Here is a 23180-nt window from a genome sequence, read left to right as displayed (position 1 = left end):
AATGCTTCAGGGGTGGCCTTTGGTAGTCGTCTTTAACAATACGCGTTGAGCCGATCCAGATAGACTTGCTTATCGTCTTCGGGTAGCCAGGTCACGGTAAAGGCATTGGCCATCAACGTTTTAAGATCGTCACGGCTAAAGTCGCCTTCTTGCTGTAAAGCAATCAGGTTTTCGTTCATGTAAGCCCGAAAATAAGCCGGATCGTCGGAGTTGATGGTGGCCAGCATGCCTTTATCGAGCATTTGGCGAATTTCGTTTGAGGTTAACGATTGCACCACAAACTGATTGGATACCGGACACACGGTGAGCCCCAGTTTGTGACTTTTAATCAGTTCGCAAAGGTCATCAGATTCCAGTGAATTAACCCCGTGATCAATGCGGTCTACGCCAATAATTTCGATAACCTGGCGAATATGCTCCAGGGTATTTTTCTGGTTTACATCACAGTGCATGGTGAGCTTGAGCCCCCATTCTTTGGCCAGCTTAAACACTTCTCGAAACTTTACCGGTGGGTTGTTGTGCTCATCCGAATCAAGTCCCACTCCAACCAGCCAGCCAAGGAAAGGCTTGGCCATCACCAAATGTTCCATGGCACTTTCGGCCGACATGTCGCGTAAAAAACACATAATAAGCTGGCTGCGAATTCCCAGTTTTGTTTCTGCCGCTGTTTGCGCTTTCCTGATCCCGGTGATCACCGTATCAAAACTAACGCCGCGGCTGGTGTGGCCCTGGGGATCAAAGAAAATCTCCGTATACATCACATTCTGCGACGCGGCTTTTTCCAGGTAATCCCAGGTTAGCTGGTAAAAATCGTCTTCATCTATCAGCACGCTCATTCCGGCATAATAAATTTTCAGAAAAGAGGGTAAGTCGTGAAAATCGTAAGCAGCGATCAGTGCTTCAGGGGTATCGTAGGGGAGTTCGATGTTATTTTTTTTCGCCAGTGCAAAGCTCAGTTCGGGTTCCAGCGTGCCCTCAATATGAACATGTAACTCTGCCTTTGGCATACCTTCGATAAATGCTTGCATACACACTCCGTATTCTTGTTAGATGGTATTCATCGGGTTTTTGTGGAGATCATTCGGGTAAGTTTTGCAAGGATTATTCCCTGGCGGGCAAAAATCTAACCGATTGTTTAAACAGAGGTTGTTATTCCTGGTGGCCAGCCGGATGTGTCACAACGGTGCAAAATTGCCCGAAAACATGGCAAGCCACCACAGGTGGTTTAGCGGCGAAGTTTAGGTTTACCCCGTTGCCAGAACTGCGCGCCGTCGTAAGGCAGATCGTCTTCGACGGTAAAGGTTTTATCCGCAATGATCCGGCCATTGAGCTCCAGGGTCATACGCCAGTCGCCCACTTTGTTACTAAGCGGCTCCCACAGCGTATCGCCCAGATAGAAATCCCAGTCATTGGAGCGAATATACTCCTCGCCGTCAAAGGGCGGCATTGGAACACCGTCTTCGTCGGGGATGTCGGGATGATAAATGCAATAGCGAACCTGCTGATTTTTGGCGCGCTTTATGTTAACAATAAAGCCAAATTCTATATCCAGCTCCAATGGAATATGGTTGGTGAACGTCTTAATTTTTGGTAGTGCTTTGGCGTCGGCATCCCACTTGGTGTGAATACCATAAGTGACTATTTCTATTATGGGTTTTGGCTTTGCCATAGAATGCTATTTCTTATTGTATGATAATTTTAATGTTAGCAAATATAACCAAGGATTTCTGCCCCCGCCTATGAAAACACTCCTCTTCTCTGTTTTGGTTTGTGCCAGTCTGTTGCAGGTGGCCAGAGCCGGTGTAACCGTTCATCAGTTAAACGAAAATGTCTCGTTTCAGGCTGTCACCTGGCAGGATAATTACGCAGTAGCCTCCGGTACTGCCGGTGGGATTTATCTGTCCGGGGATGATGGCGCAAGCTGGCAGCAGATATCTGCACCAACCGGCTCAGATAACAGGCAGTTTCGTGATAATCAGCGGCTCGCTAACGGCCGCCTGGTGGTGATGAGTGCAGGGGAAGGGCCGGATTCCGGCGTGTTTATCAGCGATGATAATGGCAAGCACTGGCAGCAGGTGTCACAGGGGCAGCAGCATAGCACCTTTTACGACTGCTTTTATATGACCTCGCTCACCATGGGCTGGCTATATGGCGATTCTGATGAGCAGGGCTTGTTTGTGCTGGCCACCACCGATGGCGGACTAAACTGGCAAAGACAGTCTCTGCCTATCAAAGCCCAGTCATCAGAGGGCGGGTTTGCCTCCAGCGGTACCTGCCTTAATGACACACCCGGCAGAGGTGTTGTGATTGGCACTGGTAATGGCGATACACCGCGCTTGTTATTGCTTGAGGGCAACCAATGGCAAAGTATTGAAAGCCCGATTGCCGGTGGCGAGGCGGGTGGGATTTTCTCTGTGCAGGCCACAACCAATACCGTGTTTGTCAGTGGCGGCAGTCTTAAGCTTGCCGGCGCTCCGGCCAGTGCCTGGCAATATTTCATTGATAGTGATACCTGGCAGGCATTACCTGAATTATCGTTAAAAGGCGCTGTATATGGCTCAGCTTTACTGGCTACAACCGAAGGTGTTGGGTACTGGGTGAGTAATCCTCAGGGCGTAGCAGTATTAAAACCTGGCGCCGATAGGTGGCAAATAGTCAGCCAAAGTAATATATGGAGCCTGGCCTGTCAGGCTGAGAAGGGCTGTATAGGCGTGGGTAAAAACGGCGTGGTGGAGCTGTATAAGTAACTCACTAGAAGGAATAAAAAAGCGCCCGGGATTGGGCGCTTTGATTACTGGCCGTTAGATTAGTTAACCGGCACCACAACAACCGATTCCGGCGCGGTGTAACTCATGCTGTAATCAGCGGCGATATCACCACTGGCGCTATTGAGAATATTATCAAAGCGCATGATCACGTTGTTCGACTTCTCCGCAACATATACATGGCCATTGCTGAGCATTAAGTCTACCGGGTTGCCGAGCATAGAGTTCGGTCCGGCAATCATCACACTCATCTGAGCCAAGCCACTTGCCATACCGGCTGCCGGAATAACATAGAGCTTGCCGTCGGTGGCACTGGCGGCGCTGCCCACATCAGAAATTACCAGGCTGTCTGACTGTGGATCGTAGTCTATGCCGTGAATGTTGGTTGGCGCAGTGATCGCTGCTCCGCCCATGGCTGGTGTAATTAAGCGGTCTTCACCGGTAATTGTTGTCATGCCCGACATGAGTTTACGGGTGACTTCGTCAAATACCGCTACGGTACCGTTAGTCAGGGCGACAAAAGCACGGTCGGTGGTAGCATCGTAGTCAACGTCCCACGGACGCGCATCATTACTGGCAACCAGTGAGAGGAGTGGCGCTACATCTCCTGACGCGCAAGACGAAAACACCTGCACCGCTGGCGTATCCGGATTGAACTCAGCCACAAAGACCAGTCCGTGAGCAGACGACACATCCACTCCCTTCGGCGTGACTAAGCCGGTATTGGCTCCCATAATCATGTGATCCTGAGACATGGTGTAACTGTCGTCATCCCGCATGCTGGCCAGGCGGTTAATGATGAGCACGCCACCCATGGCAGAATCGACATCATCAAAGGTAACGGCACCATCGCCTAAGGCGTCTATAGTTACGCTTTCAATACTCATGCCCGCATCAAAGCTGCCCAGGGTACTGCTGAGTACCGCACTGTAACGGGATATCTGGCCGGTTGTCGGGCCCGCTGCCGAAGGGTTACTCGATACCACAATGCCATTTATGGTTGTGGCGGTGAGCGCATTATCTGATGCATCCGTCAGGTCCATTGCCGGCATCACCTGAGCCAGTGACTCGGGTTTACTGGTAGTGGTTGCAAGGGTGGGGGCCATGTCGCCATCCGGCCCATCGAAAATGTTAGTAAAGACGAGAATGGCATCGTTCGACTTTTCTGCCACACGCAAAGTGGTGCCGGTAAAAATAATGTCTACCGGGTTACCCAGCATCGACATCGGGCCGCCAACCTGACGGGCAGGTACTGTATTTCCATCCGCCATGGCGGCACTATCGAACACAAACAGCTGGCCATCATCGGCCACGGCTGCATCGCCCACATCAGAAACCACCAGACGATCGCTGTCGGCGTCATAAACAATACCGTGCAGGTTTACCGAGAGCTGATTGCCATCGGCATCTGCCGGTACAATAGAACGCATGACTGTAGGCGCAAAACCGGAGCTCATGACGTTATCATAAACCGCTACAGTACCGTCGGTGAGAGCCACATACATGCGGTCGTTAACTTCATCTACCGTGACATCCCATGGCTTGGCCGACAGCGGAATTTCTGCCACCGGCGTTACATCGCCTGCTGCCTGACTGCCAAAAATACTGATCCGCATGCCATTAAAATCCGCCACAAATACCATGCCGCTGTGCTCGGCCAGATGGATCCCTTTTGGATTGGTTAAACCTGTGTTTGCGCCGGTTATTTCTTTATCGTAGGCAGGCATGTACATGCCTCCTGAGCGCGACGACATGCGGCAAACCGTGCGCAGACTTCCGTTGCTGCTATCGGCAGCCTGAATAAGATTACCAGCAGCGTCCAGTACAATGCCCTCATTGGCACCAGAGGTAAACTGATTGAGAAGCGCTGCGTTCTGATCTACCCGGCTCACGGTTCCGCGGTTGCTGTCACCGTTGTTGGCAATTAAAAAGATCCCTTCGGACAAACCCGGGGCGCCATCACTACCGTTCGTACCGTCAGCACCGTCCGCACCATTCATGCCAGCCGGGCCTGCAGGACCAGTATCACCGTCATCTACGCAGCCGCCAAGTGCCAGGGTGAGTGAAAGAGCGATGATCGACGGGCCTAAGCTCCAATGATATTTTGTATTCATTTTCCGTATCTCCTTGTAATGAGTATGACTGCCATACAGCAGGGGGATTTAAAGCAGCCGTCATAAGCCAAACGAGTGAGATGCCGCGCTGGATGCAAAATAATAAAAATAATTTTAAATAAAATTTAGTTGTATAAATAAACCCGTAAAATCAACCGGTTTTACTTGCTTAGTGGGTATTTGCCTATACATCATTACCAGCAGATAGTCTTAAAAAGTGATGGGATCTATGGATAAAGCGCAACAATTGCACGCCGCAAAACGACAGGCCGGACTCTGGTTACTGGGCGCAGCGGGCCTGTTTATCTGCATCAGTATGTGGCAAACCTTACAACCATCGCTGAGTAATCATACTGCCCTGAGCTTACTCAAAATGATGGCCGAGGCCGCGCTGGTAGGGGGGCTGGCAGACTGGTTTGCGGTAAGCGCCTTATTTCGGCCTATTCCGGCATTTAAGCCGATTCCCCATACCAACATTGTGGCCCGCAATCAGCGCACCATAGCCGCTAACCTGGCAGAGTTTGTGAAGGAAAAATTCTTTCATGAACAGGCTATCGAATCCCTGGTGGCGCGCAGTGCTCCGGCAAAAGCCATGGGCCTGTGGTTATCGCAACGTAACAATGCAGCACGCCTTGCCCATTATGTGGCCGACAGTCTTACCGGCTTATTAAACGTGATTGATGACACGCCCATTCAACAAGCTCTGCGCCGCTCGGTAGACCGGGGCTTGCGCAAAATCCCAATGGCAGCCCTGCTGGCAGGTTCGCTAAGAGTAATGACCAGGGATAACCGCCACCAACAGCTGGTGGATAAGCTCATCGACAAGCTGGCCGGCGCACTACAAAGCGAGGAAACCCAGGCGCTGATTGCTGATAAACTCAACGTCTGGCTGAAAACCGAGTATCGCCGGCTGGAGAAAATACTGCCCTCTGGCTGGTTAAGTGAGCAGGGCGCGGCAATAGCGGTAAGTGCCGTGAGCCACACTCTGCAGGATATTAATAACGATCCGGCGCACCCGGTCAGGCAGGCCTTAAATGAACAAATTACCCGCTTTATCGACGGTCTGGAAACGGACCCGGTGGCGCAGCAAAAACTCGAAGACTTCCGCACGCGGCTGCTGGAAAGCGAGGCTCTGCATAATTACCTGCAGCGCATCTGGCAGGATATTCATCAATGGTTGAGCGATGATCTGGCCAACGCCGACGGTCAGGTGGTAAACCGCCTAAGCCGATTGTTCAGCGATACTGGCGCGAGACTTGTAGCCGATAACGACTTACAAACGGCAGTTAATCACCATATTGGCGTAGCCGCCCGTTATATTGCTCCGGAGCTGGCCGGTTTTCTTACCGACCATATTCGCCGCACTATTGAAAGCTGGGACGCCACCGACATGGCGCGTCAGATTGAATTAAATATCGGTAAGGACCTGCAGAAAGTGCGCATTAACGGCACCCTGGTTGGTGGGCTGATTGGCGGTGTGCTGTTTACTATTGAATATGCCATCAGCCAGCTTGCCTAAGCTGCCTGGGTATACTGACTGAAATATTGCTGTGCACACTGACGGCCCATTCGGTAACCTTTAATCAGTCTGGCTTTATTCATGGTCAGACGTTTTACCGGAAAGTCTGCCGGCGGCGCGATTACCTGTATTTTGCAGTCGGCCGGCGGATTAGCAATAAATTTCAATGTATCGTTATAAGTGGTACTGCGCTGGTGAATTGTATTGCTTAGTGCCGGATAATCGGCAAACATCTTGTCGGTCATCCACGGTGTTTTTTCTTCTGGTTTCTGATAGCCCCAGGACTGCGACAGAATAACCGTAATGTCGCGACAGCCTTGTTGATAAGCATGTTGTACCGGAATAGCGTCGGCTACACCGCCATCCACATAAACGTCATCCTCCAGTTGTGGCGGGGTACGGTAAACCAGCGGCAGGGCGCAGGTGGCTTCCATCAGTTCATCAATGTTTTCTGCAGTTGCCTGATGATACTCGGCGCGACCAGTATGCATATTGGTAATCGCCACCTGCAGCGGTACCTGCTGGCTCAGTGCGTCTACATTGAGTGGGTAGCGCTCACGGGATTCACACCACAGCCATTTTACATCGGTCATATGGCCTTTCATGACAAATCGCAGTGGATTGAAAAAGTCCCGCTGAGTCGCCATGCGTAAGATAATGCGTCGGTTACGTTCGGCATTACCTGTCAGGTAGCCTGCGGCACTGGTGGCGCCGGCAGAGACACCCACCACCAGATCAAAAGGGTAATACTGTTGCTGCTGAAAACTGTCGAGGACACCGGCGGCAAAGATGCCACGCATGGCGCCTCCTTCTACAACGAGGGCACGCTTCATAATGCAATTCCGTTTTTTTGGCTGTTACCGTTAATTTACCGTACCGGAACAACAACCATTGATGAAATAATTTTTATTGATTAATCGGTATAAACGAAGGAAGGGGCGAGCAGGGGAGCAAAAGTGTTTTTTGAGTCGCCCCGGGCAACTGGCTGGCAGGCCCGGGGAAGTAGTACAGAGCGGATTAGTGACGCTTAAACGGTGGTTTACCGCTAAAGTCGGTGGTTGGCTGCTCTGAGCCGACCTCAAACTGTGCAACATCTACTACCTGAACACATTCGGTAGAGCGTTTAAACGGTGGTTTGCCGCGCAGAGTTACGGTTTTTACGTCTTCACATTGTGCGCTGGTTTCAAACTGGGCAACATCAACAGTACGGGCTTGTACAAAGGTACGCTTAAAAGGCGGTTTACCAGAGCGCTCAACAACCATGGTGGTATCGGTGTTGTTTATTTCTGGTGCAGCCTGGGCTGAAGTATGGGCAAATGACAAGCAGGAAACAGCCAATAAAGGCAAAATTGATAATTTCATTGTAGTGTCCTTGAAGATTTAAAACAGTTTTAGCTTTTTTTATAGGCAATACGAGTGTAATTAAGCCCTTCATAAAAAGTAATACCATCTCGTGATAGTAATTAACTATCAACATTAAAGGTTACGCTTCATTTGGTGATAAGGATTTGTTTGCGTTGTTATATTTTGGTGCGCTGTGGCACTTATTTTGTGCGTTGGCAGCGGATCTGCTGAGCGGATACCATTGAAAACAATCACCTACGTTTTGGTGCTTAACTTGCTGACTACTCACTGAGTCTCAAAAAGATGAACTCACCCCGGTAAGTCCTGAATTAGTCAGTGAGTGAGAATGCGTATGTTTGTTAAAGCAGTCAAAACCTTGTTTGCCGTCCTGGCAGTGCTGGTAAGCACCAATCTTGCTCTGATCGATACAGCCCAGGCCAACAGCTTTGCACTGACTACCAGTGAAGGCGGTACGCTTTATCTGCAGAGTCAGGTGGATAAAGAGTCTGATACGCTGTTTTTAATTGATACAGGCTCCTCGCTTACCGTACTTAATAAGGCAACCTTTGCCCGTATCAGGCAAACCCAGCAGGTCACTGAAGATGGCCTGGTTATCGCCAGGCTGGCGAATGGCCGTCAGCATAAGGTGAAGCTGTATAATGTGCCGCTGCTAAGCCTGAGCAACGATTGTCAGTTTACTAATGTCAGCGTCGCGGTGATGAACAATGAGCACAATATTCTGGGCATGGAACTGCTTAGTCGTGCAGCACCGCTTGGCATTGAGTTAGCGCCAGCCAGACTTACCCTCAGTAAGTGCGACCAGTCGCAGCTCCACGCCAGCATCTCAGTTAGCGATTAGGCTTTATCTGGCTGGCAGGTATAGAGTGGCGATGCAGGATCCGTCGCGCCTCCCGTTTTACATCATCTCTTTTTCGCCAATTCCATAACAAATCCCGGTGCCGTGCAATGACATCATCCGGCTGTACAGCAGGATTCAGGTAGCGTTCTGGTACGGGTTGTTCCAGTGCCATATGGGTGAGTGGTGGTATTAGCCAGGGCGCAAAAAGTTCCTCGTTTGGCAGATGCGCAATTTCCGGGACCCATTGGCGAATAAAACTGCCGTCGGGATCGTTATCTTCGGCCTGTTTTACCGGGTTATAAATACGCAGGGTATTAGTACCCGTTACGCCCGCCTGCATCTGAAACTGCGGGTAATGAATTCCTGGCTCAAAATCGAGAAACTGACGGGCCAGATGACGCACGCCCAGTCGCCAGTCGATCAGTAGGTAATGGGTTAAAAAGCTCACCAGCATGGCACGCATGCGAAAATTTAAATAACCAGTGTGATTAACACAGCGCATGCAGGCATCTACCATGGGAACGCCGGTGGTGCCTGTTTTCCACGCAGCGAGGTCGGCTTCAACCTTGTCATCATCGCGATAAGGAAAATGCTTATAGGCATGATTAACCGCGCGAAATTCCTGTTCGCACTCACTTTCGAATTTCTGAATAAAATGACAATGCCAGTGTAATCGCGACGCAAAAGCGCTTAACGAACGCGGGCGTTTTCTGCCTGCGCTATTGAGCGCCTGATAAACCTGGCGCAGGCTGATATTGCCCCAGGCCAGGTAGGGCGAGAGCCGGGAGCAGCTGTTGAAGCTGGCCAACGGGCTGGAGATATGGCGGTGATAATGAGTGTGCCGATGGTTAAGAAAACTGGCCAGCAGTTTATGGGCGTGGTGCTCGCCGCCGGGTTGCTTGCTATCGTCGGGCTGATGCAAACGCACGGCAATGTCGCCAGGTACCCGGTTCAGCAGGTTTTTATTGATGTACCAATGCGGATGGTGAAGATCGGTCATTAAACCAGGCCGGGCCATCACTTTCTGCCAGCGCTGATGCCAGGTGCGACGATGAGTAATACCGCGCTGCACGCCGGCATAGGGAAATTCCCGCCAGTTGACGTTGTGCGTTTTAAACAGTGCGTTGAGTTGCTTGTCCCGCTCAAAGGTACAATGCAGCCCGGTTTCGGCATAACTGACCACTTCGATGTGCGGGTGCGTAGCTATAAGTCGGCGAAAAAATGCCACAGCGTTATCGTAGCTGACATGCAGTTCGCCTCCAGCTCCTTGTAACGTGCGCTGCATGGCCAACAAGCTTTGCCACACAAACCGCCAGTGCCGTTCTGAATGGTGCGGGTCAGCCATAATGTCCGGTTCAAAAAGGTACAGTGGCAATACCGGATAGCCCTTATCGGTAGCAAGAGTTACTGCATGATGAAGCGGTGCGTGATCCTGTAATCGCAGGTCGCGCTTAAACCAGACCACAGTGAGCATGGGCGGAACCGATGATGTCATAGATGATTATTGGCTGGCTTGGTTTTCATGTTGAGCTATACGCAATCGCAGGCCGTAGAGATTGCCCGCCAGAAAAATATATCTGCCAGCGCACAGTGCAAGGATGTAACCAATTGGTGCACGCAGCTCACTTTTGCCAGCGTGATTGCAGTGAATAGAGCGGCCTATTGCCACTCTTTTCGGGTTTGACTGTTTGGTCAGGTATCTGGCACCACAATTGCTATCACATTGCTCATAGTTGCTAGCCCGCTGCAATCTGTCGAAAAAGATACTGACCAATGCCAGCCTTCGGCGTGACTCGTTTCCACTCATTATCTTAGCCAGCCAGGAGTATTGTTATGTCTGCCACCCGTAATCCTCTCACAGCGACGCTGTTGATCAGTGTTTTGCTTGGTGCCTGTTCGCCCCACACTGAAGTTAAGCAGGACGCCATGGCAGATTCTGATGCACCGGTTGAAACTCATGTATTTAAAGAGGAAGTGAAAACCCGCCAGGCGCTTACGCAGGTTGCTCTTGGCCGGGAAAAAGCCGAGCTTATTATTCAAAACGTAACGTTGCTTAATGTGTTTACCCAGGAGTGGTTGCCCGCACAGGATATCGTGATTACACATGACCGTATTGCCTGGGTGGGGGATACTGGTACCTGGCCGGGTGAAACTCAGAGTACCTATGATGCAAAGGGTCTGTGGGCTGTACCGGGGTTTGGTGAGTCGCATAAACACATCGAAAGTTCTTACCTGACGCCTGAATATGAAGCGGCACTGGTGATCCCTCACGGCAATACCTGGACGGTGGAAGGTTCCCACGAGATATCCAATGTTGTGGGCAATCGTAATGCCGAATTCTGGCTTGAGGCGGAACGCAAAGGCAGCACGCTGAAAATCTTCCCGGCTATCGGTTCGGCAACGCCGCCAACGGTTTATGAATCGGGTGGTGGTTACTATGGTTATAACGAGATGCGCGATTTCTTAACCTATGATCCGCGAGTGGTTGCCTTAGGTGAAGTGATGGACTGGTCGGCAGTAATTAATGCCGATAACGGTGGTCACCAGCGTATTTGGGAGATGATTGAGGCAACCTACGACTACCGAGGTGTAGTAGAAGGCCATGGCATGAACCTGACCTCACAAACCGATATCAGTGCCTTTGCCGCGGCAGGACTGGCCTCTGATCATGAGGTGCGTCTGGCTGATGAAGGCATTGAAAAATTACGCCGCGGCGTATTTTTAGAAATTAAACAGGCCGGCATGGACTCGTTGTTTCCAAAATTACTGGAAATTGGCCTGAAAGACTGGAGCAATATCTCGGTAACCACCGACGATCGCGACGTGTTTGCCACCCTGCAACTGGGCTCGATGGATTACAATATTCGTAGTGCTATTGAGCTAGGGGTGCCACTTGAAATTGCCTATCAACTGGGCAGCTATAACACTGCTCGCCATTTCAATATTGACCACCTGGTGGGAGCTCTGGCCCCGGGGCGTTATGCTGATGTTGTACTGTTATCGGATCCGCAAACTGTGGCGATTGAGCGTGTATATGCTAATGGCCAGCTAGCAGCTGATAACGGCGAATACCGGTTACCTATCCCCGAAATAGATTATCCACAATGGGCAACGGATACCATGAATGTGGGGCGGGAACTGATTGCGGCAGATTTTGTGATTACCGCTCCGGAAGGCCGCGAAACAGTGAATGCTGCGGTGCTGGAGCCGTTCTGGTTTGAGCCGGAGTTTATCACCAAAGAGCTGCCGGTGGCTGAGGATGGCACTATTAAAGCCGATCCGGCAGCGGGCCTGATTAAAGTGGCAGTGGTCGACCGCTATCACGGTGCGGCGGCAGTGTCGAAAATGATCTGGCAAAACGTAGGACCGAAAACACCGGGCTCGGCACTGGCCAGTTCGCAGTCTCATGATCTGCACAATATCTGGACTATGGGTAACGACGATTATGCCATGGCGCTGGCGGCCAACACCGTAGCCAATATGGGCGGCGGCTGGGTGCTGGTGAATGATGGCAAGGTGGTTGCCACGGTGCGCCTTGACGTTGGCGGATTAATGACAGCCCGACCGGTAAATGAGGTCGCGGCAGAAATGGAAAATCTTCATCATCAGGCCGATAAAATGGCCTGGATCAATGCCAACGGATTACCGGAAAGAATGCGTTTTGCCTTTTTAACCGCAGCGCCCTGGAAGTGGCAACTGGTAGCGCCTTATGAGGGGAATCCGGGCGGCCTGGTGGACGTAACCACCGGCAATACCCATGCGATCATCTGGTAAGCAAGGGCCATTATGATTGGTATGCTAAGGGTGTTACTGATGCTGCTCTGCCTGCCCGGAGTAGCTCAGGCCCACTTACTGAATATGACCCGGATTAACGTTAGCGTTAGTGACGAAGGTCAGGCCGTAGTGACCATGGATGTGGATCTAACCAAGGCTATGGAGGGGGGAAAAGCTTACTATGCCCTGACACAGGCTAGTGAGCCGCAACAGTCGCCTCGCTTTACGCAGCTGATTGTTGGGCTTGAGCAGGCCAGCCGGTTTACTCTTGGCGACAAGCAGCTAAGCTGGCAGCTTAGTGCTGTAAGCTGGCCGGATGCGCCGGCGGAGGATTTTACCTCGGGGCTCGCCTGGCCCATGACCCGCTTTGTGTTTACTCTGGACCTGCCTGATGATTTTACCCAAAGTGCTCTGGTTGCGGTGTTCACCGATGCGTTTAAATTTGAAGAGCCTATTGCGCTCAATATTAGTTATAACAGTGAGCAGGTTACGTTAAGTCGCTGGCTGGTGCGCAATCAGGCCAGTCCGGCTTTTTATTTCAATACGCAGCCACCGGCAGAGGGGCTTGCCAGCGCTGATGTGAAGCTATGGGCCAACTACCTTAAACAGGGCATGCTGCATATTGTGCCTTTTGGTTGGGACCATGCGCTTTTTGTACTGGGACTGTTTTTAGGCGTGGCTTCACTGCGTCAGCTGGCGCTGCTGATCACTGGTTTTACCCTGGCCCATACAGTAACGCTTGGCCTGGCGACTTATGGCGCTATTGTGGTGAGCGGGCACATTATTGAGCCTGTTATTGCGTTGTCGATTGCCTGGATTGCGATTGAAAACCTGTTATTTAAGCCTCACCCCGTATGGCGGTTTATGCTGGTATTCGGTTTTGGTCTGGTGCACGGGCTGGGCTTTGCCCAGGCCTTAAAGGAGCTGGGTATTCCATCGTCGGGTTACGTTGGTGCACTGGTTAGCTTTAACCTTGGAGTAGAGTTTGCTCAACTGGGTATCGTGATACTTGCCTTTGTGATGATGAAACTCATCAAGCGTTTTTCCCGCCTCACTGCTATGGTTACCCGCGGTGGTTCGGTATGTATCGCGCTGCTCGCCAGTTTTTGGTTTGCTCAGCGCGTGCTGGGTTGATTGTTACTAAATATAATCACTTTGATTAATGTGACTAAATATAGTAACTTTAAGGCAAGTGATTAAATACCGGGATACGCTAACGCTGGGATAATGCGATGAAAAGCACCGAAAATGCGGAAAATTCAGGGGTAATAGCGGTTATTACCGGCGATCTGGTTGGCTCCAGTAAACTATCCGGCGAGGCATTCAGCCAGGTCATCTTAAACCTGGAGCGCTTGCTAAAATCCTTTCGGGCCCGTTACAACGCGGCCTTTGATATTTTTCGGGGTGACAGTTTTCAACTGGTGGTGGCGCCGCCACTGGCCGCGAGATTAGCCACCATCATTGATTTATCCTTACGCAGTGGTGAACCCTCAGTTGCAGTAAGGCAATGCATTGGAATAGGGCGTGGGGAAACTCCCGGACAACACGTCAAAACGGCAACCGGTGAAGCCTACACACTTTCCGGTCACGGATTGGATAAACTCAAAGGCCGTGGGCTGACTATAGCCAGCGCTAACCCAGTGTTCACTGAGCACTGTGAACTGCTTACCCGGTTTTTCGACAGCCACCTGGACCGCTTAACATCTACCCAGGCTCAGGTTGTACTGGCTTATCTGATGGCGGATAATAAATCCCATGAACATCTGGCCTGGGTGCTGGATAAAAAGCGCAGTAACGTTACGCGTATATTAAACACCAGTCAGTACCATTTGATTGCTGACTACCTGGTGTATTTTGCTGCCCAGGTGAAAAAGGATTTTACCTCATGACGACCATGACCTTGCTGGTGCTATTGATCGCCGGTCATATAGTGGCTGACTTTTACTTGCAGCCTTCGCACTGGATTTCGCAACGCACTCAGCGTCATTTCTCTGCGCCTTGTTTATATTGGCATGGCGCTATCCACGGCTTGCTAGCCGCGCTGATGTTAGTTTTAGTTACCGAAACCCATCCGCTTACAATCGTCGCTTATGCGCTGTTACTGGGTGGTTCACATATTATTATCGATGGCCTGAAATCCTACGCCGGCTCATCCATGAAAGCGTTTCTGGCCGACCAGTTGGCTCATATTGCGGTAATTGGGTTTGTGGTATTGCTGGTCTGGCAGCCGGAGCAAGCCACGGTAAATGCCTGGCTCAAACAGTCACTTAACTATAAAACACTGGCGATTATGACCGGCTACCTGCTGGTGCTGCGGCCGTTATCAATCATCATTAAGCAGATCCTTGCGCCCTGGAGCAATGCCATAGAAACCGATAAACCGAATGAAGAAAGTGAAACCACTTTGCAGGCCGCCGGGCAGAACATCGGTTATCTGGAAAGAGTTCTGGTACTGACCTTTATATTGCTCAATCAGTTTGCCGCGATTGGTTTTTTGCTGGCAGCAAAATCGGTGTTTCGCTTTGGCGATTTGCGCCAGAGTGAAGATAAAAAGCTCACCGAATATGTCATGCTCGGTACACTCACCAGTTTTGCCTTAACCATTGCGGTGGGCTTGTTGGTGAGCAGTCTGGCCACGCAGTTACCCATTGGCAAATAGAAGCTAGCGGGCAAAATACTGTTGTTGTATACGCTGGCAGTAGTTATTCAGGTTTAAATACTGGCGGGCCAGGCGGGTAAGGTCGCTGTCTAATTCCACCAGAATGGCTTCGGCCAAAAAGGCATAAACCGTTGCATCCAGCGACTTACTGACAAATGTGGCGGTTGCTTGCTGCTGGAGAGATAAATGGCTGTCGAAATCGGCAACGTAACGGTCTTTAAGATGACTGATAATAAAAGTGGAGTCGTACACAATGGTGCCATTATCGTTGAGGTAGGGGGGCTTTTTCTTGGGCGCCTTAAATACGTGATTAACGTTGCCGTTGAAACGGTAGTCAATGTTGGCCAGGCGTAAAAACGCAGCGACCTTGAGTACAAAAGGGCTGGGGTCGTACATGCCCAGCCCCGGGCCAAATCCATACAATGTGATCATCTGTGATGTCCTTATGTCATCAAGCCAGCAGAGCTTGAGTTAATCACAGATAGCCGCAAAAGTAACTAACGCTGTTTGTACTGGGTAGGGCAGTAGCCGCGGTTGATATCGGGCGAGCGAAGCTTAAGGTGTTTGGTGGTGCGCCCGGCAGTGCGTTTGCGCCAGAGCCTGAAACTGGATGGTTTCAGTTCACTGCGCATGAGTTTAATTACGCCGTCCTGAGACAAGCCATATTCTTTTTCAATGGCTTCAAAGGGAGTACGGTCTTCCCAGGCCATTTCAATAATGCGCGACAAGGTGGCATCTGTTAGTGGGTGTTTTGATGGCATGCATTCTCTCCTGCTAATGCCACCAATACGATGCGCGTTGCGCTTTGGATTGCTTTAATTTACCACAAACTGGCTAAGGCCTTTACGGGTTGAACTGGCCAGCGACTGGGCGTGTTCGGCCTGTTCCACACTCGACGCCATAGAGTGCTGAATATCCATACTGAGCTGGGTGATCTGGCCAGCTATTTCGGTGGCCTGTGCCTGCTGAGATTCCAGCACATTTACTGAGTTCATGATCAGTTGGAAGGCTTCCATATTTTGTTTGAAGTCGTCCATCATTTGCTCAAAGGTAGAAGAGGTATCACTGATACTCTGCTGCATCTGACCCGACGCATCGATAAGGCGGCTGGACTCTTGCTGGGTTTCACCCACCAGGTTTTCCATTTCATTAAGAAAACTGCTGATTTGCTGGGTAGCATCGGCCACTTTGGCCGACAGGCTGCGCACTTCATCGGCCACCACAGCAAAGCCGCGGCCAGCTTCGCCGGCTCGTGCTGCCTCAATGGCGGCATTCAGGGCCAGCAGATTGGTTTGATCGGCAAAGCCCTCAACCATTTTAAGAATGTTTCGCACGTTGTCGGCGTTGTTTTGTAAGCCGCGCACCGTTTCTGAAAATTGGTTCAGCAGCAGTGTAATCCGCTCGATTTGCTGCTTCGAGGTAACCAGAGTTTGATTAGCGGTGGTGGCGTTGGCCTGGTTCTGGCTGTTGGTGGTGGACACCTGTTCTGAGGCCGACACGATGTCGTGAATGCTATGACCCACCTGTTGTGACGACTGGCTGATGTTGTCGCTCAGGTGCTTTTGCGTGGCGGCCTGACTATCAACGTTTTTAACCAGTGCGCAGACTTCCTTATTGGCATCACTGGAACGTTCGGCATCTTTGTAAACTCGTTCAATCAGTTCGCTGAGGTTATGCGCAAACTTATTGTAGGCGGCAGACAATTCGCTGAATTCATCACAGGTAAAAGCGGGGAGTCGTGTAGAGAGATCGCCCTGGGTATGGTTAATATCGTTAAGGGTGTGCAGCAGCGCCTTTACCGGCTGCACAATAAGGTGGTGCATGTAAAAAATGGTAAAGGCAAAACTTAGTGTACTCAGAATAAACAGCGTAATCAGCGTAGAACGGTAGCTACCCTGAGACTCAGCCGGGCTGCTCATAAGGGCATAAAACAGGTAGAAATTTGCCAGCTGAAACAGAAACAAAAAGCTGATGTTACCGATTATCTTTCGGGTGAGAGTGTAAAAGAACGTTTTTTCAATTACATCATACGTGTGCCAAAACCATTGTGTCATAGCGTAAACTTCGCCCTTTTTTATACATTTATAATAGTTTAGTACTGTTACTTTAGTACTGTTACTTTAGTATAAGTAACCTATTAAGCCTATGTATAGCGCCAGATCAAGCAACAATAAATGCAAAAAAAGTAGTGCGAAGAAATCAGAAGGGCGCAGCACCGATATGTGATGCTGCGCCCTGAGGGAGAATTAAAGCCTAGTGCAATCGGGTATTGAGCTCGTCTATTACCTCTGCCCATTCGGCATCTTCAGCCAGTGCCTGGCGCAGAAAACTAGCCTGGGCATCGTTCCAGAATGGTGCGTCGGCAAGTGGCTGGGCAGATTTGAGTCCGCGATGTTCACTGATAAATTTTTCGATAGCCGGTTCGTCAGACGGTAAACCTAACTGCACGAATAAATCGTTAATACCGGGTTGTTGAGTAAACATAGTTGCCTCCTTGGGTGCGTTTATGTCTCACTAATACTTACGCGCTGCACCCGGAAATGGACCAATGACAGGGAAGCTTGAGAATCGTGAAGCATGTCGCCTGAGGTAAATAAAAGCGCCTTCGGGTTAAACTCCCTTCTGAATCGCCGCCGGAAAGTGGTAACCTATGACTTGTATCTAGTTAAATTTTAGAGGTAGAAATGAATTCGCGGGTAGTATTATTGGCCGTAGGCGTGTTGGTATTGGCACTGGGTATTGGTTTTATGGTGTATGAGCAGGATAACAGTGCCCCGGTGACGACCATCCCGGCTGGCCCTGAGTCGCAAACTTCACCGGTGAACCCGGCTGAAGCCACGGTGAAAGATATGGCTTTAGGTAATCCCATGGCTCAGGTTCAGGTAGTAGAATATGCCTCGTTTACCTGCCCACACTGTGCATCATTTCACAATAATGCCTTTAAACCTCTAAAAGAAAACTACATTGATACCGGCAAGATTCGCTTTGTTTTCCGCGAAGTCTATTTCGATCAGTTTGGCCTGGTTGCTTCGATGATTGGGCGCTGTTCCGGCGATAGTGCAGATTACTTTAACTTTGTAGATAAGGTGTTTGGTCAGCAGCAAGAGTGGATGGCCAGTCGCGACGGTAATACCATCCTTAACGAATTGGTTGGACTGGGTAAGTCTGTGGGATTGAATGACGAACAGCTGCAGGCTTGTTTAGGTGATGAAGCCAAATCTGAAAGGCTGATTAACTGGTATCAGCAAAACGCCAAAGCCGATGGCATCCGCTCAACGCCAAGCTTTGTGGTAAATGGTAAGCTGATGTCGAATATGAGTTTTGAGGAATTCTCCAAAGCACTGGATAAAGAACTGGGACTTTAATCAGGAACAAGCTGGCGTGATTGGCGCAGACCATTCACGGTCTTCGTCCTACGGACCACGGGACAAGATAAATCGATACTAGCGAACAGACAGTCTCGCCTGGAACTGGCAAAGCAAGCTAATCCAAGCCGCTGGGGGAAACGCAAGATACGAAACTGCGAGCCAGTTGGGCCAACTACATTAAACCCAACCCGCGGGGTGAATGAGAAAAACGAAAGTAAAGCGGCTTAAAACGCTTTAAAGGTGACAACTAGCTTGAAAAACGCCGACCATGCTAAAGCATGTCCCAAAACGTTTCGGACGTTTTGGGGAACCCGGGATCGTTTTCAGCTTCCAATCAATTATCACAAATAAAAAAAGCCTGCCGATTGGCAAGCTTTTTTTATTTGGTGGGCTGGCGGGATTTGAATTATTTCTTTAAGTGTTTGTTAGTTAAAAGTTATCCTGATTTTTATTCGTTTTAATGTTACTTCAGGTGTTACTTCGATTTCCTGTTTAAAGTTCCACTGAGTTGGCGTCCATTAATCGTAAAAATGATTAATATTGATTCTAATTAATTTAAAAATCTGAACAAGAAAGACGCATACTTCTTTTATCCGTATACCTTACATTCTATAGATTACAAATATCTGCCATGAGGGCTATTGCATCCATTTATGATTATTTCCATAGTCGCCAATCCTTGTTCAAGGATTGGGTTGCTAAATAACTAATCATTTGCATGACTTAATGTTACTAACTTGTAATGCAGAATTGTTTAATCCAACTATGTGGCCACTTGCTTCAGATCGAATCTGTATATGGCCCAGTGTATTTAAGATAGTTCTTCTTCTTTTTACTGAACCTCTCATGGCCTTGTCTATAGTATTTTCTCTTCTCGGTAATTTATTATTTGGTTCAGTAGTTCTGAATAAGCTACTAGTCAATGAAAGTAGCCTCTGAGGGATCCCCACGAATTTAGCATGTATTCTTGCTCATGCAAGCTTCAGCGGTGAGTTCATCAAGCCAGCGGATCGTCTTTTTCCACTGATGCAGGGTAAATCGCATTGAGGTGTTAAAAGCTCTCAAGCCAAGAAAGTGAAAGGATAGTACGGATTTTGTTTCGGTATTTGCCTGAAAGCGTCGATGCTTGTTACTGACAACTAATAGCATGCCCAACAGTACAGCCACTAACGAAGCCAGTGTGGTAAGCAAGACCAGAACAGTAATGCGTGTCTTGGTTGTGCTGCGATTATTTTCATACCCCAGACCAAAGCGCGTGCTTTTCATATCCCGAAAGCCTTCTTCTATTTGCATGCGCTGGCGATAAATATCGATGACTTGTTTAGATAAGTGACGATGGTAGGGCAATGACGTCGCCAGTAGCCACGGATCTCTTGCGCCATCAGCATATTTCAATGAATTGGTATCCCGTTGGCGCGAGCCATTGGCATTAAACGCTCGTCGACCTTTCGCTTTCTCTTTAACCAACACCAAGGTACAGGCAAAAGGTCGTGACTTGACGATAAGCGCGTTATCAAATCGCTTGGGCCGTGTTGTAGCCTTTAGATAAAGCTCAGCGATAGATTGCCATTCATTACCGCCATCCAGCGAATATGAATGTGGCTTTCGCACACGTCCGACAATATGCCATCTCAATGCCTGCACTTCACGAAACCACGGCGATTTGTAGCCCGCATCAGTGACAATAATGGGCTGGCAGGTATCCGGTAAGAGCGTGTGCAATATCTCTAAAAAGTCTCTATGTGTAGTCGCTTTTGCACTGGCTTTTCTATCATGCACTTCCTGATAAAGGGTAATAGGCCGCCCTTTAACGACAATTGCGGCGCGAAGTAAAAAGTGCTTTTTGCACTTATCCAAATCTGACCAGTCAACGGCAATGACAGGATGTTTACAGGTACAAAATAACCGGCAAATCATTGCATAGATAAACGGTACTTCACGCTGGAGGTGACCATTAGATAACAGCCGGTCAGCCCGCTTAATACGGTGTTTCTCATAGGCATTGGAACGGATACCGCGCCCCATACTGGTCACAGTGGCCGAACCGCTCTCAATCAAGCTTCGCACACAGGCGACAACGGCCTGTTTGCGGGTTTTATGCATTTTATGGCTGACAAAAGAGACAAGATTGTTCAATATAGAGCGTGCATTCATGGTGTTTTCTGTGTTGGTTTTTTTTGGCGAAAGATCTGATCACCAAATGCCATGAATGTTCCCTAACTCTTTGACTTTATTTTACTATTCGTGGGGATAGCTCAGAAGTAGCCTCACTAAGTCACTCTCATTCGGTAAGCGACTACTTCTATATTCTGTTAAAAAGCCAATTGGATCTGATTCAATCATATCTTCCCAGACCTGTTGAAGATGTCCTGTTACCGAACCATGATGGGGGATTTTAAAAAATTTAGCTTTCTCCTGGGGGCGCTGCCTGGAGTTTAAAACGGCTTGCCATCCAGTAGTTGTAGTATTGGATGAAGATGCCTCTAAATCTGAACCTAACAAAACATTGCCAAACGGGGTGGATATCCAAATTGCTACCGAGTTCAAGTTTTCAGTCATCTTAACTCTTCTTCGATGGCGGGTTTGTTTGAATGTTTCTACACCGATATCTACTTTGCTTTGTATAACCGCATCATCTGATGGTGAAAGAGACCATACCTCAGCTATTTCAGAACGATATAGAAGTCTGTCTGCAATTGCTTTAGATATATTTAAACTTTGCTTATTATTTTTACGGGCCTTACATATCTGTAAAACTTTTATTATCTCATCTGTTTCAGTTTCTATTGGCCCCGGTAGGGGAGCGCTATTCAGTGCTTTAACGAAAGTTTTAAATTCTTCTATTAAGAATGCTTCAGAAAAAACGATCTTAGCACTAGAGCAGGCCTCTATTATTTTTGATAGACCTTTGATGTGATCATTATGCCAGTGTGAGATAACAATTAACTCAACATCAATTGATACATTTACACCCAGACACAAAAGATACTCCAAAGCAGCTGGCATTCCAGTCTCTGGATTTAAGCAAGAATCGACGATAAGCCATTTTCCTAAACCTAAATGTACACAAATTGATTCCCCTATGCCTGGGCCAAATAAGGAAACTTCAATGCTATCTGAAGGAGGTACAGTTAAATTAATCGATGTCATCGAATATCGAGAAACAGTCGTCAATATCAGAGTCAGAAAATTTGGTCTGTTTAGGCGTCAAATTTCTTAACCTTTGAAAATATATCTCCGAAGTTTTCGATTTAGTTTCACCACGAAGAGTATGGCCTATTGTCCAATAGAAAATTGCTCCCTCTTTTAGCATAGCTATGTCGTAGGAACTCAAATCATTAGCATCAAAAACTACTTCTTCTTTTGGCATATTTGGAGAAGTTAAGTCAAAAATGATAGCCGTGAACTCTGATGCCTCGTCGTCAACAGAGGTAACATAACCTTGCCACTTTTGTGAAACGTGGGTTTTTTCATTGTTAAACGTAGTCTGCTTGCTAAGTCGACGGCTGGAATAAAAAGTGGTGGCTTGATTAATGTATTCCGATGCGTTTCCTTTAACTGTGTCCTGGCTAGACTCTCTTCCAGAACGGAGTTCAGAATTAGTATCTAATACATTATCTTTACTAAGATTAATGCTTGCATCGGATGAAAAGCCACCTTGTGTTTTACGATGCAATGGCGTCAGTGCCCAAATTGTCTCATTAGAAGCTGTATGATTCATGAAATCCTTTCCTCTACAAGCTGTACTAAGTTTGCAATGTAATGCTTTGAATTATCGATTGAATCTTCCCAAAAAGACATTAAAAACTGTGGAAACGCAGTTTCCATGCTTGAAGAAGTATCCTTGAGCAAGGTTGCATAATCAATATGGTCGTTAATATGTACTTTAAACTTAGGTGGGTCAAAATTACTAGGTGCAACCTTAACGTTGATATTCCCGGGTAAGCTATCGAAGCGTTCGACTCTCATTTCTGTTTGCAGCATGCCGATAGATTTAGTTGATTCATCAGTTGAAATAGCCTGATGCCAAATCTCTTTCGGAGTTAAAGTATCTCCGAATGCGTGCCAGTCAGAGGATGATGCACACCTATACTCTTCGATATAGTTCATCCCAAATGATTCGATAGGCGTCTCAGATAGTATTGCAAAAATACTGCAAATCAAATCTCTAACAGCCTCGCTTCTATGGCTCTTTTTAGCTTTAATCAAAAGTCTGCTTGGGGTAACTTCAATAATGAACCAATTATTCTCGAACTTTGTTAAGTCACGGTGTATAAGCTCTATGTTGATGTTATCGCCGGATAATTCTTCCTCAGCAACCAATTGATTTCTAATTAACCATTGAGGCTGAAATATCGTGGGATTGAAAGAGCCAAGAATGACCAAAGTGATTTCTTCTGATTCTTGCGTGAACTTTTTCATCTTAATACTGTGCCCTTAGGAAGTAGTAATAATATGTTGTATATAGTAATAATAGTCAAATCAAGTTCATAAATGTTAATGAGCTATCAGTAATCCCTCTGCGAATTCCTGTCAGGTCTTTTCACTCTTAAGCTGCTTTGTCATTTCTTTAGACTTTATAATCCAATAGTTTTAAAACGAAGGTTGATAGCAGTAACAACTACTTTTCCCATATGTTCCGCGGTGGGAACACGAAAGCGAGATAGAGGGAATACTTTAAACCAATATGTTTCAATAGCTAGAGCTACTAATTCCCATGTTCCCATGTTTCCCAGTACAATTTAACAGACGCTTGATCTCGGGCTCAAGTTCCGTTT

Annotated in this window: 23 protein-coding genes; 8 read left to right on the top strand and 15 right to left on the bottom strand. The window is 48.4% G+C overall.

Annotation, left to right across the window (positions count from 1 at the left end; all coding sequences use genetic code 11):
- Positions 1-32 precede the first annotated feature (32 nt).
- Together add and AC566Q_RS14355 are read right to left on the bottom strand one after the other, a co-directional pair.
- On the bottom strand, positions 33-1028 hold the full coding sequence (gene add / locus AC566Q_RS14360) for an adenosine deaminase (RefSeq protein ID WP_499607366.1): 996 nt from the start codon (positions 1026-1028) through the stop codon (positions 33-35).
- Between the two features lie 197 nt (positions 1029-1225).
- The gene (locus AC566Q_RS14355) at positions 1226-1669 is read right to left on the bottom strand and encodes a DUF3859 domain-containing protein (protein ID WP_499607363.1); all 444 of its coding nucleotides are present in this window, start codon (positions 1667-1669) and stop codon (positions 1226-1228) included.
- Between the two features lie 70 nt (positions 1670-1739).
- On the opposite strand from AC566Q_RS14355, the gene AC566Q_RS14350 reads away from it, so the two are divergent.
- Entirely contained in the window at positions 1740-2747 is a 1008-nt protein-coding gene (locus AC566Q_RS14350; RefSeq protein ID WP_499607361.1) for a WD40/YVTN/BNR-like repeat-containing protein, read from the top strand.
- Between the two features lie 59 nt (positions 2748-2806).
- Here the strand turns inward: AC566Q_RS14350 and AC566Q_RS14345 are convergent, their stop codons facing one another.
- A complete protein-coding gene (locus AC566Q_RS14345; protein WP_499607359.1) occupies positions 2807-4879 on the bottom strand; it encodes a YncE family protein in 2073 nt (690 codons plus the stop codon).
- 229 nt (positions 4880-5108) lie between these two features.
- Here AC566Q_RS14345 and AC566Q_RS14340 point away from each other — a divergent pair, with 229 nt between their 5' ends.
- Positions 5109-6398 carry a DUF445 domain-containing protein gene (locus tag AC566Q_RS14340; protein ID WP_499607356.1) on the top strand — a complete coding sequence of 430 codons (1290 nt, stop codon included), beginning with the start codon at positions 5109-5111 and terminating at the stop codon, positions 6396-6398.
- On the opposite strand, the gene AC566Q_RS14335 is transcribed toward AC566Q_RS14340, so the two are convergent.
- Positions 6395-7231 (bottom strand): patatin-like phospholipase family protein, encoded by an 837-nt coding sequence (locus tag AC566Q_RS14335; protein ID WP_499607354.1) that lies wholly within the window; start codon positions 7229-7231, stop codon positions 6395-6397. The two genes, AC566Q_RS14340 and AC566Q_RS14335, sit on opposite strands and share 4 nt — an antisense overlap.
- Before the next feature lie 184 nt (positions 7232-7415).
- The gene (locus AC566Q_RS14330) at positions 7416-7760 is read right to left on the bottom strand and encodes a hypothetical protein (RefSeq protein ID WP_499607351.1); all 345 of its coding nucleotides are present in this window, start codon (positions 7758-7760) and stop codon (positions 7416-7418) included.
- A gap of 328 nt (positions 7761-8088) precedes the next feature.
- Here AC566Q_RS14330 and AC566Q_RS14325 point away from each other — a divergent pair, with 328 nt between their 5' ends.
- Positions 8089-8601: a retroviral-like aspartic protease family protein gene (locus AC566Q_RS14325; RefSeq protein WP_499607349.1), complete on the top strand. Its 513-nt coding sequence runs from the start codon at positions 8089-8091 to the stop codon at positions 8599-8601.
- Here AC566Q_RS14325 and AC566Q_RS14320 read toward each other — a convergent pair.
- Positions 8591-10096, bottom strand: a complete 1506-nt coding sequence (locus AC566Q_RS14320; protein WP_499607346.1) for an FAD-binding domain-containing protein — start codon at positions 10094-10096, stop codon at positions 8591-8593. The two genes, AC566Q_RS14325 and AC566Q_RS14320, sit on opposite strands and share 11 nt — an antisense overlap.
- 6 nt (positions 10097-10102) lie before the next feature.
- Positions 10103-10408, bottom strand: a complete 306-nt coding sequence (locus tag AC566Q_RS14315; RefSeq protein WP_499607343.1) for a hypothetical protein — start codon at positions 10406-10408, stop codon at positions 10103-10105.
- Between the two features lie 26 nt (positions 10409-10434).
- Between AC566Q_RS14315 and AC566Q_RS14310 the strand changes: the two genes are divergently transcribed.
- The 4 genes from AC566Q_RS14310 to AC566Q_RS14295 all read left to right on the top strand — a co-directional run bounded on the left by AC566Q_RS14310 (position 10435) and on the right by AC566Q_RS14295 (position 15034).
- Positions 10435-12375, top strand: a complete 1941-nt coding sequence (locus tag AC566Q_RS14310) for an adenine deaminase (protein WP_499607340.1) — start codon at positions 10435-10437, stop codon at positions 12373-12375.
- Between the two features lie 12 nt (positions 12376-12387).
- Positions 12388-13509: a HupE/UreJ family protein gene (locus AC566Q_RS14305; protein ID WP_499607337.1), complete on the top strand. Its 1122-nt coding sequence runs from the start codon at positions 12388-12390 to the stop codon at positions 13507-13509.
- 98 nt (positions 13510-13607) lie between these two features.
- Positions 13608-14264 carry a hypothetical protein gene (locus AC566Q_RS14300; protein WP_499607334.1) on the top strand — a complete coding sequence of 219 codons (657 nt, stop codon included), beginning with the start codon at positions 13608-13610 and terminating at the stop codon, positions 14262-14264.
- Positions 14261-15034 carry a DUF3307 domain-containing protein gene (locus tag AC566Q_RS14295; protein WP_499607332.1) on the top strand — a complete coding sequence of 258 codons (774 nt, stop codon included), beginning with the start codon at positions 14261-14263 and terminating at the stop codon, positions 15032-15034. Before AC566Q_RS14300 ends, AC566Q_RS14295 begins: the two co-directional genes overlap by 4 nt.
- 3 nt (positions 15035-15037) lie before the next feature.
- Here the strand turns inward: AC566Q_RS14295 and AC566Q_RS14290 are convergent, their stop codons facing one another.
- The 4 genes from AC566Q_RS14290 to AC566Q_RS14275 form a co-directional block, all read right to left on the bottom strand.
- Complete coding sequence (locus AC566Q_RS14290) at positions 15038-15466, bottom strand: glutathione S-transferase C-terminal domain-containing protein (protein ID WP_499607329.1); 429 nt, start codon at positions 15464-15466, stop codon at positions 15038-15040.
- Positions 15467-15531: 65 nt separating this feature from the next.
- Positions 15532-15795 carry a TIGR03643 family protein gene (locus AC566Q_RS14285; protein ID WP_499607326.1) on the bottom strand — a complete coding sequence of 88 codons (264 nt, stop codon included), beginning with the start codon at positions 15793-15795 and terminating at the stop codon, positions 15532-15534.
- A 54-nt stretch (positions 15796-15849) separates the two neighbouring features.
- The gene (locus AC566Q_RS14280) at positions 15850-17088 is read right to left on the bottom strand and encodes a methyl-accepting chemotaxis protein (protein WP_499607323.1); all 1239 of its coding nucleotides are present in this window, start codon (positions 17086-17088) and stop codon (positions 15850-15852) included.
- 199 nt (positions 17089-17287) lie between these two features.
- Complete coding sequence (locus AC566Q_RS14275) at positions 17288-17518, bottom strand: DUF2789 domain-containing protein (RefSeq protein WP_105933999.1); 231 nt, start codon at positions 17516-17518, stop codon at positions 17288-17290.
- Positions 17519-17718: 200 nt separating this feature from the next.
- On the opposite strand from AC566Q_RS14275, the gene AC566Q_RS14270 reads away from it, so the two are divergent.
- Positions 17719-18399 (top strand): DsbA family protein, encoded by a 681-nt coding sequence (locus AC566Q_RS14270; RefSeq protein ID WP_499607320.1) that lies wholly within the window; start codon positions 17719-17721, stop codon positions 18397-18399.
- A gap of 957 nt (positions 18400-19356) precedes the next feature.
- Here the strand turns inward: AC566Q_RS14270 and AC566Q_RS14265 are convergent.
- The 4 genes from AC566Q_RS14265 to AC566Q_RS14250 form a co-directional block, all read right to left on the bottom strand.
- Positions 19357-20556: an IS4 family transposase gene (locus AC566Q_RS14265; RefSeq protein WP_499607317.1), complete on the bottom strand. Its 1200-nt coding sequence runs from the start codon at positions 20554-20556 to the stop codon at positions 19357-19359.
- An 84-nt stretch (positions 20557-20640) separates the two neighbouring features.
- Entirely contained in the window at positions 20641-21552 is a 912-nt protein-coding gene (locus AC566Q_RS14260) for an MBL fold metallo-hydrolase (RefSeq protein ID WP_499607315.1), read from the bottom strand.
- Complete coding sequence (locus AC566Q_RS14255; RefSeq protein ID WP_499607312.1) at positions 21539-22123, bottom strand: hypothetical protein; 585 nt, start codon at positions 22121-22123, stop codon at positions 21539-21541. The genes AC566Q_RS14260 and AC566Q_RS14255 overlap by 14 nt, the downstream gene beginning before the upstream one ends.
- Entirely contained in the window at positions 22120-22824 is a 705-nt protein-coding gene (locus AC566Q_RS14250) for a hypothetical protein (RefSeq protein ID WP_499607310.1), read from the bottom strand. Before AC566Q_RS14250 ends, AC566Q_RS14255 begins: the two co-directional genes overlap by 4 nt.
- Positions 22825-23180: the final 356 nt, after the last annotated feature.

The sequence above is a fragment of the Alteromonas sp. H02 genome (assembly GCF_059682525.1).
This window is presented reverse-complemented; position numbering and strand designations above follow the sequence as displayed.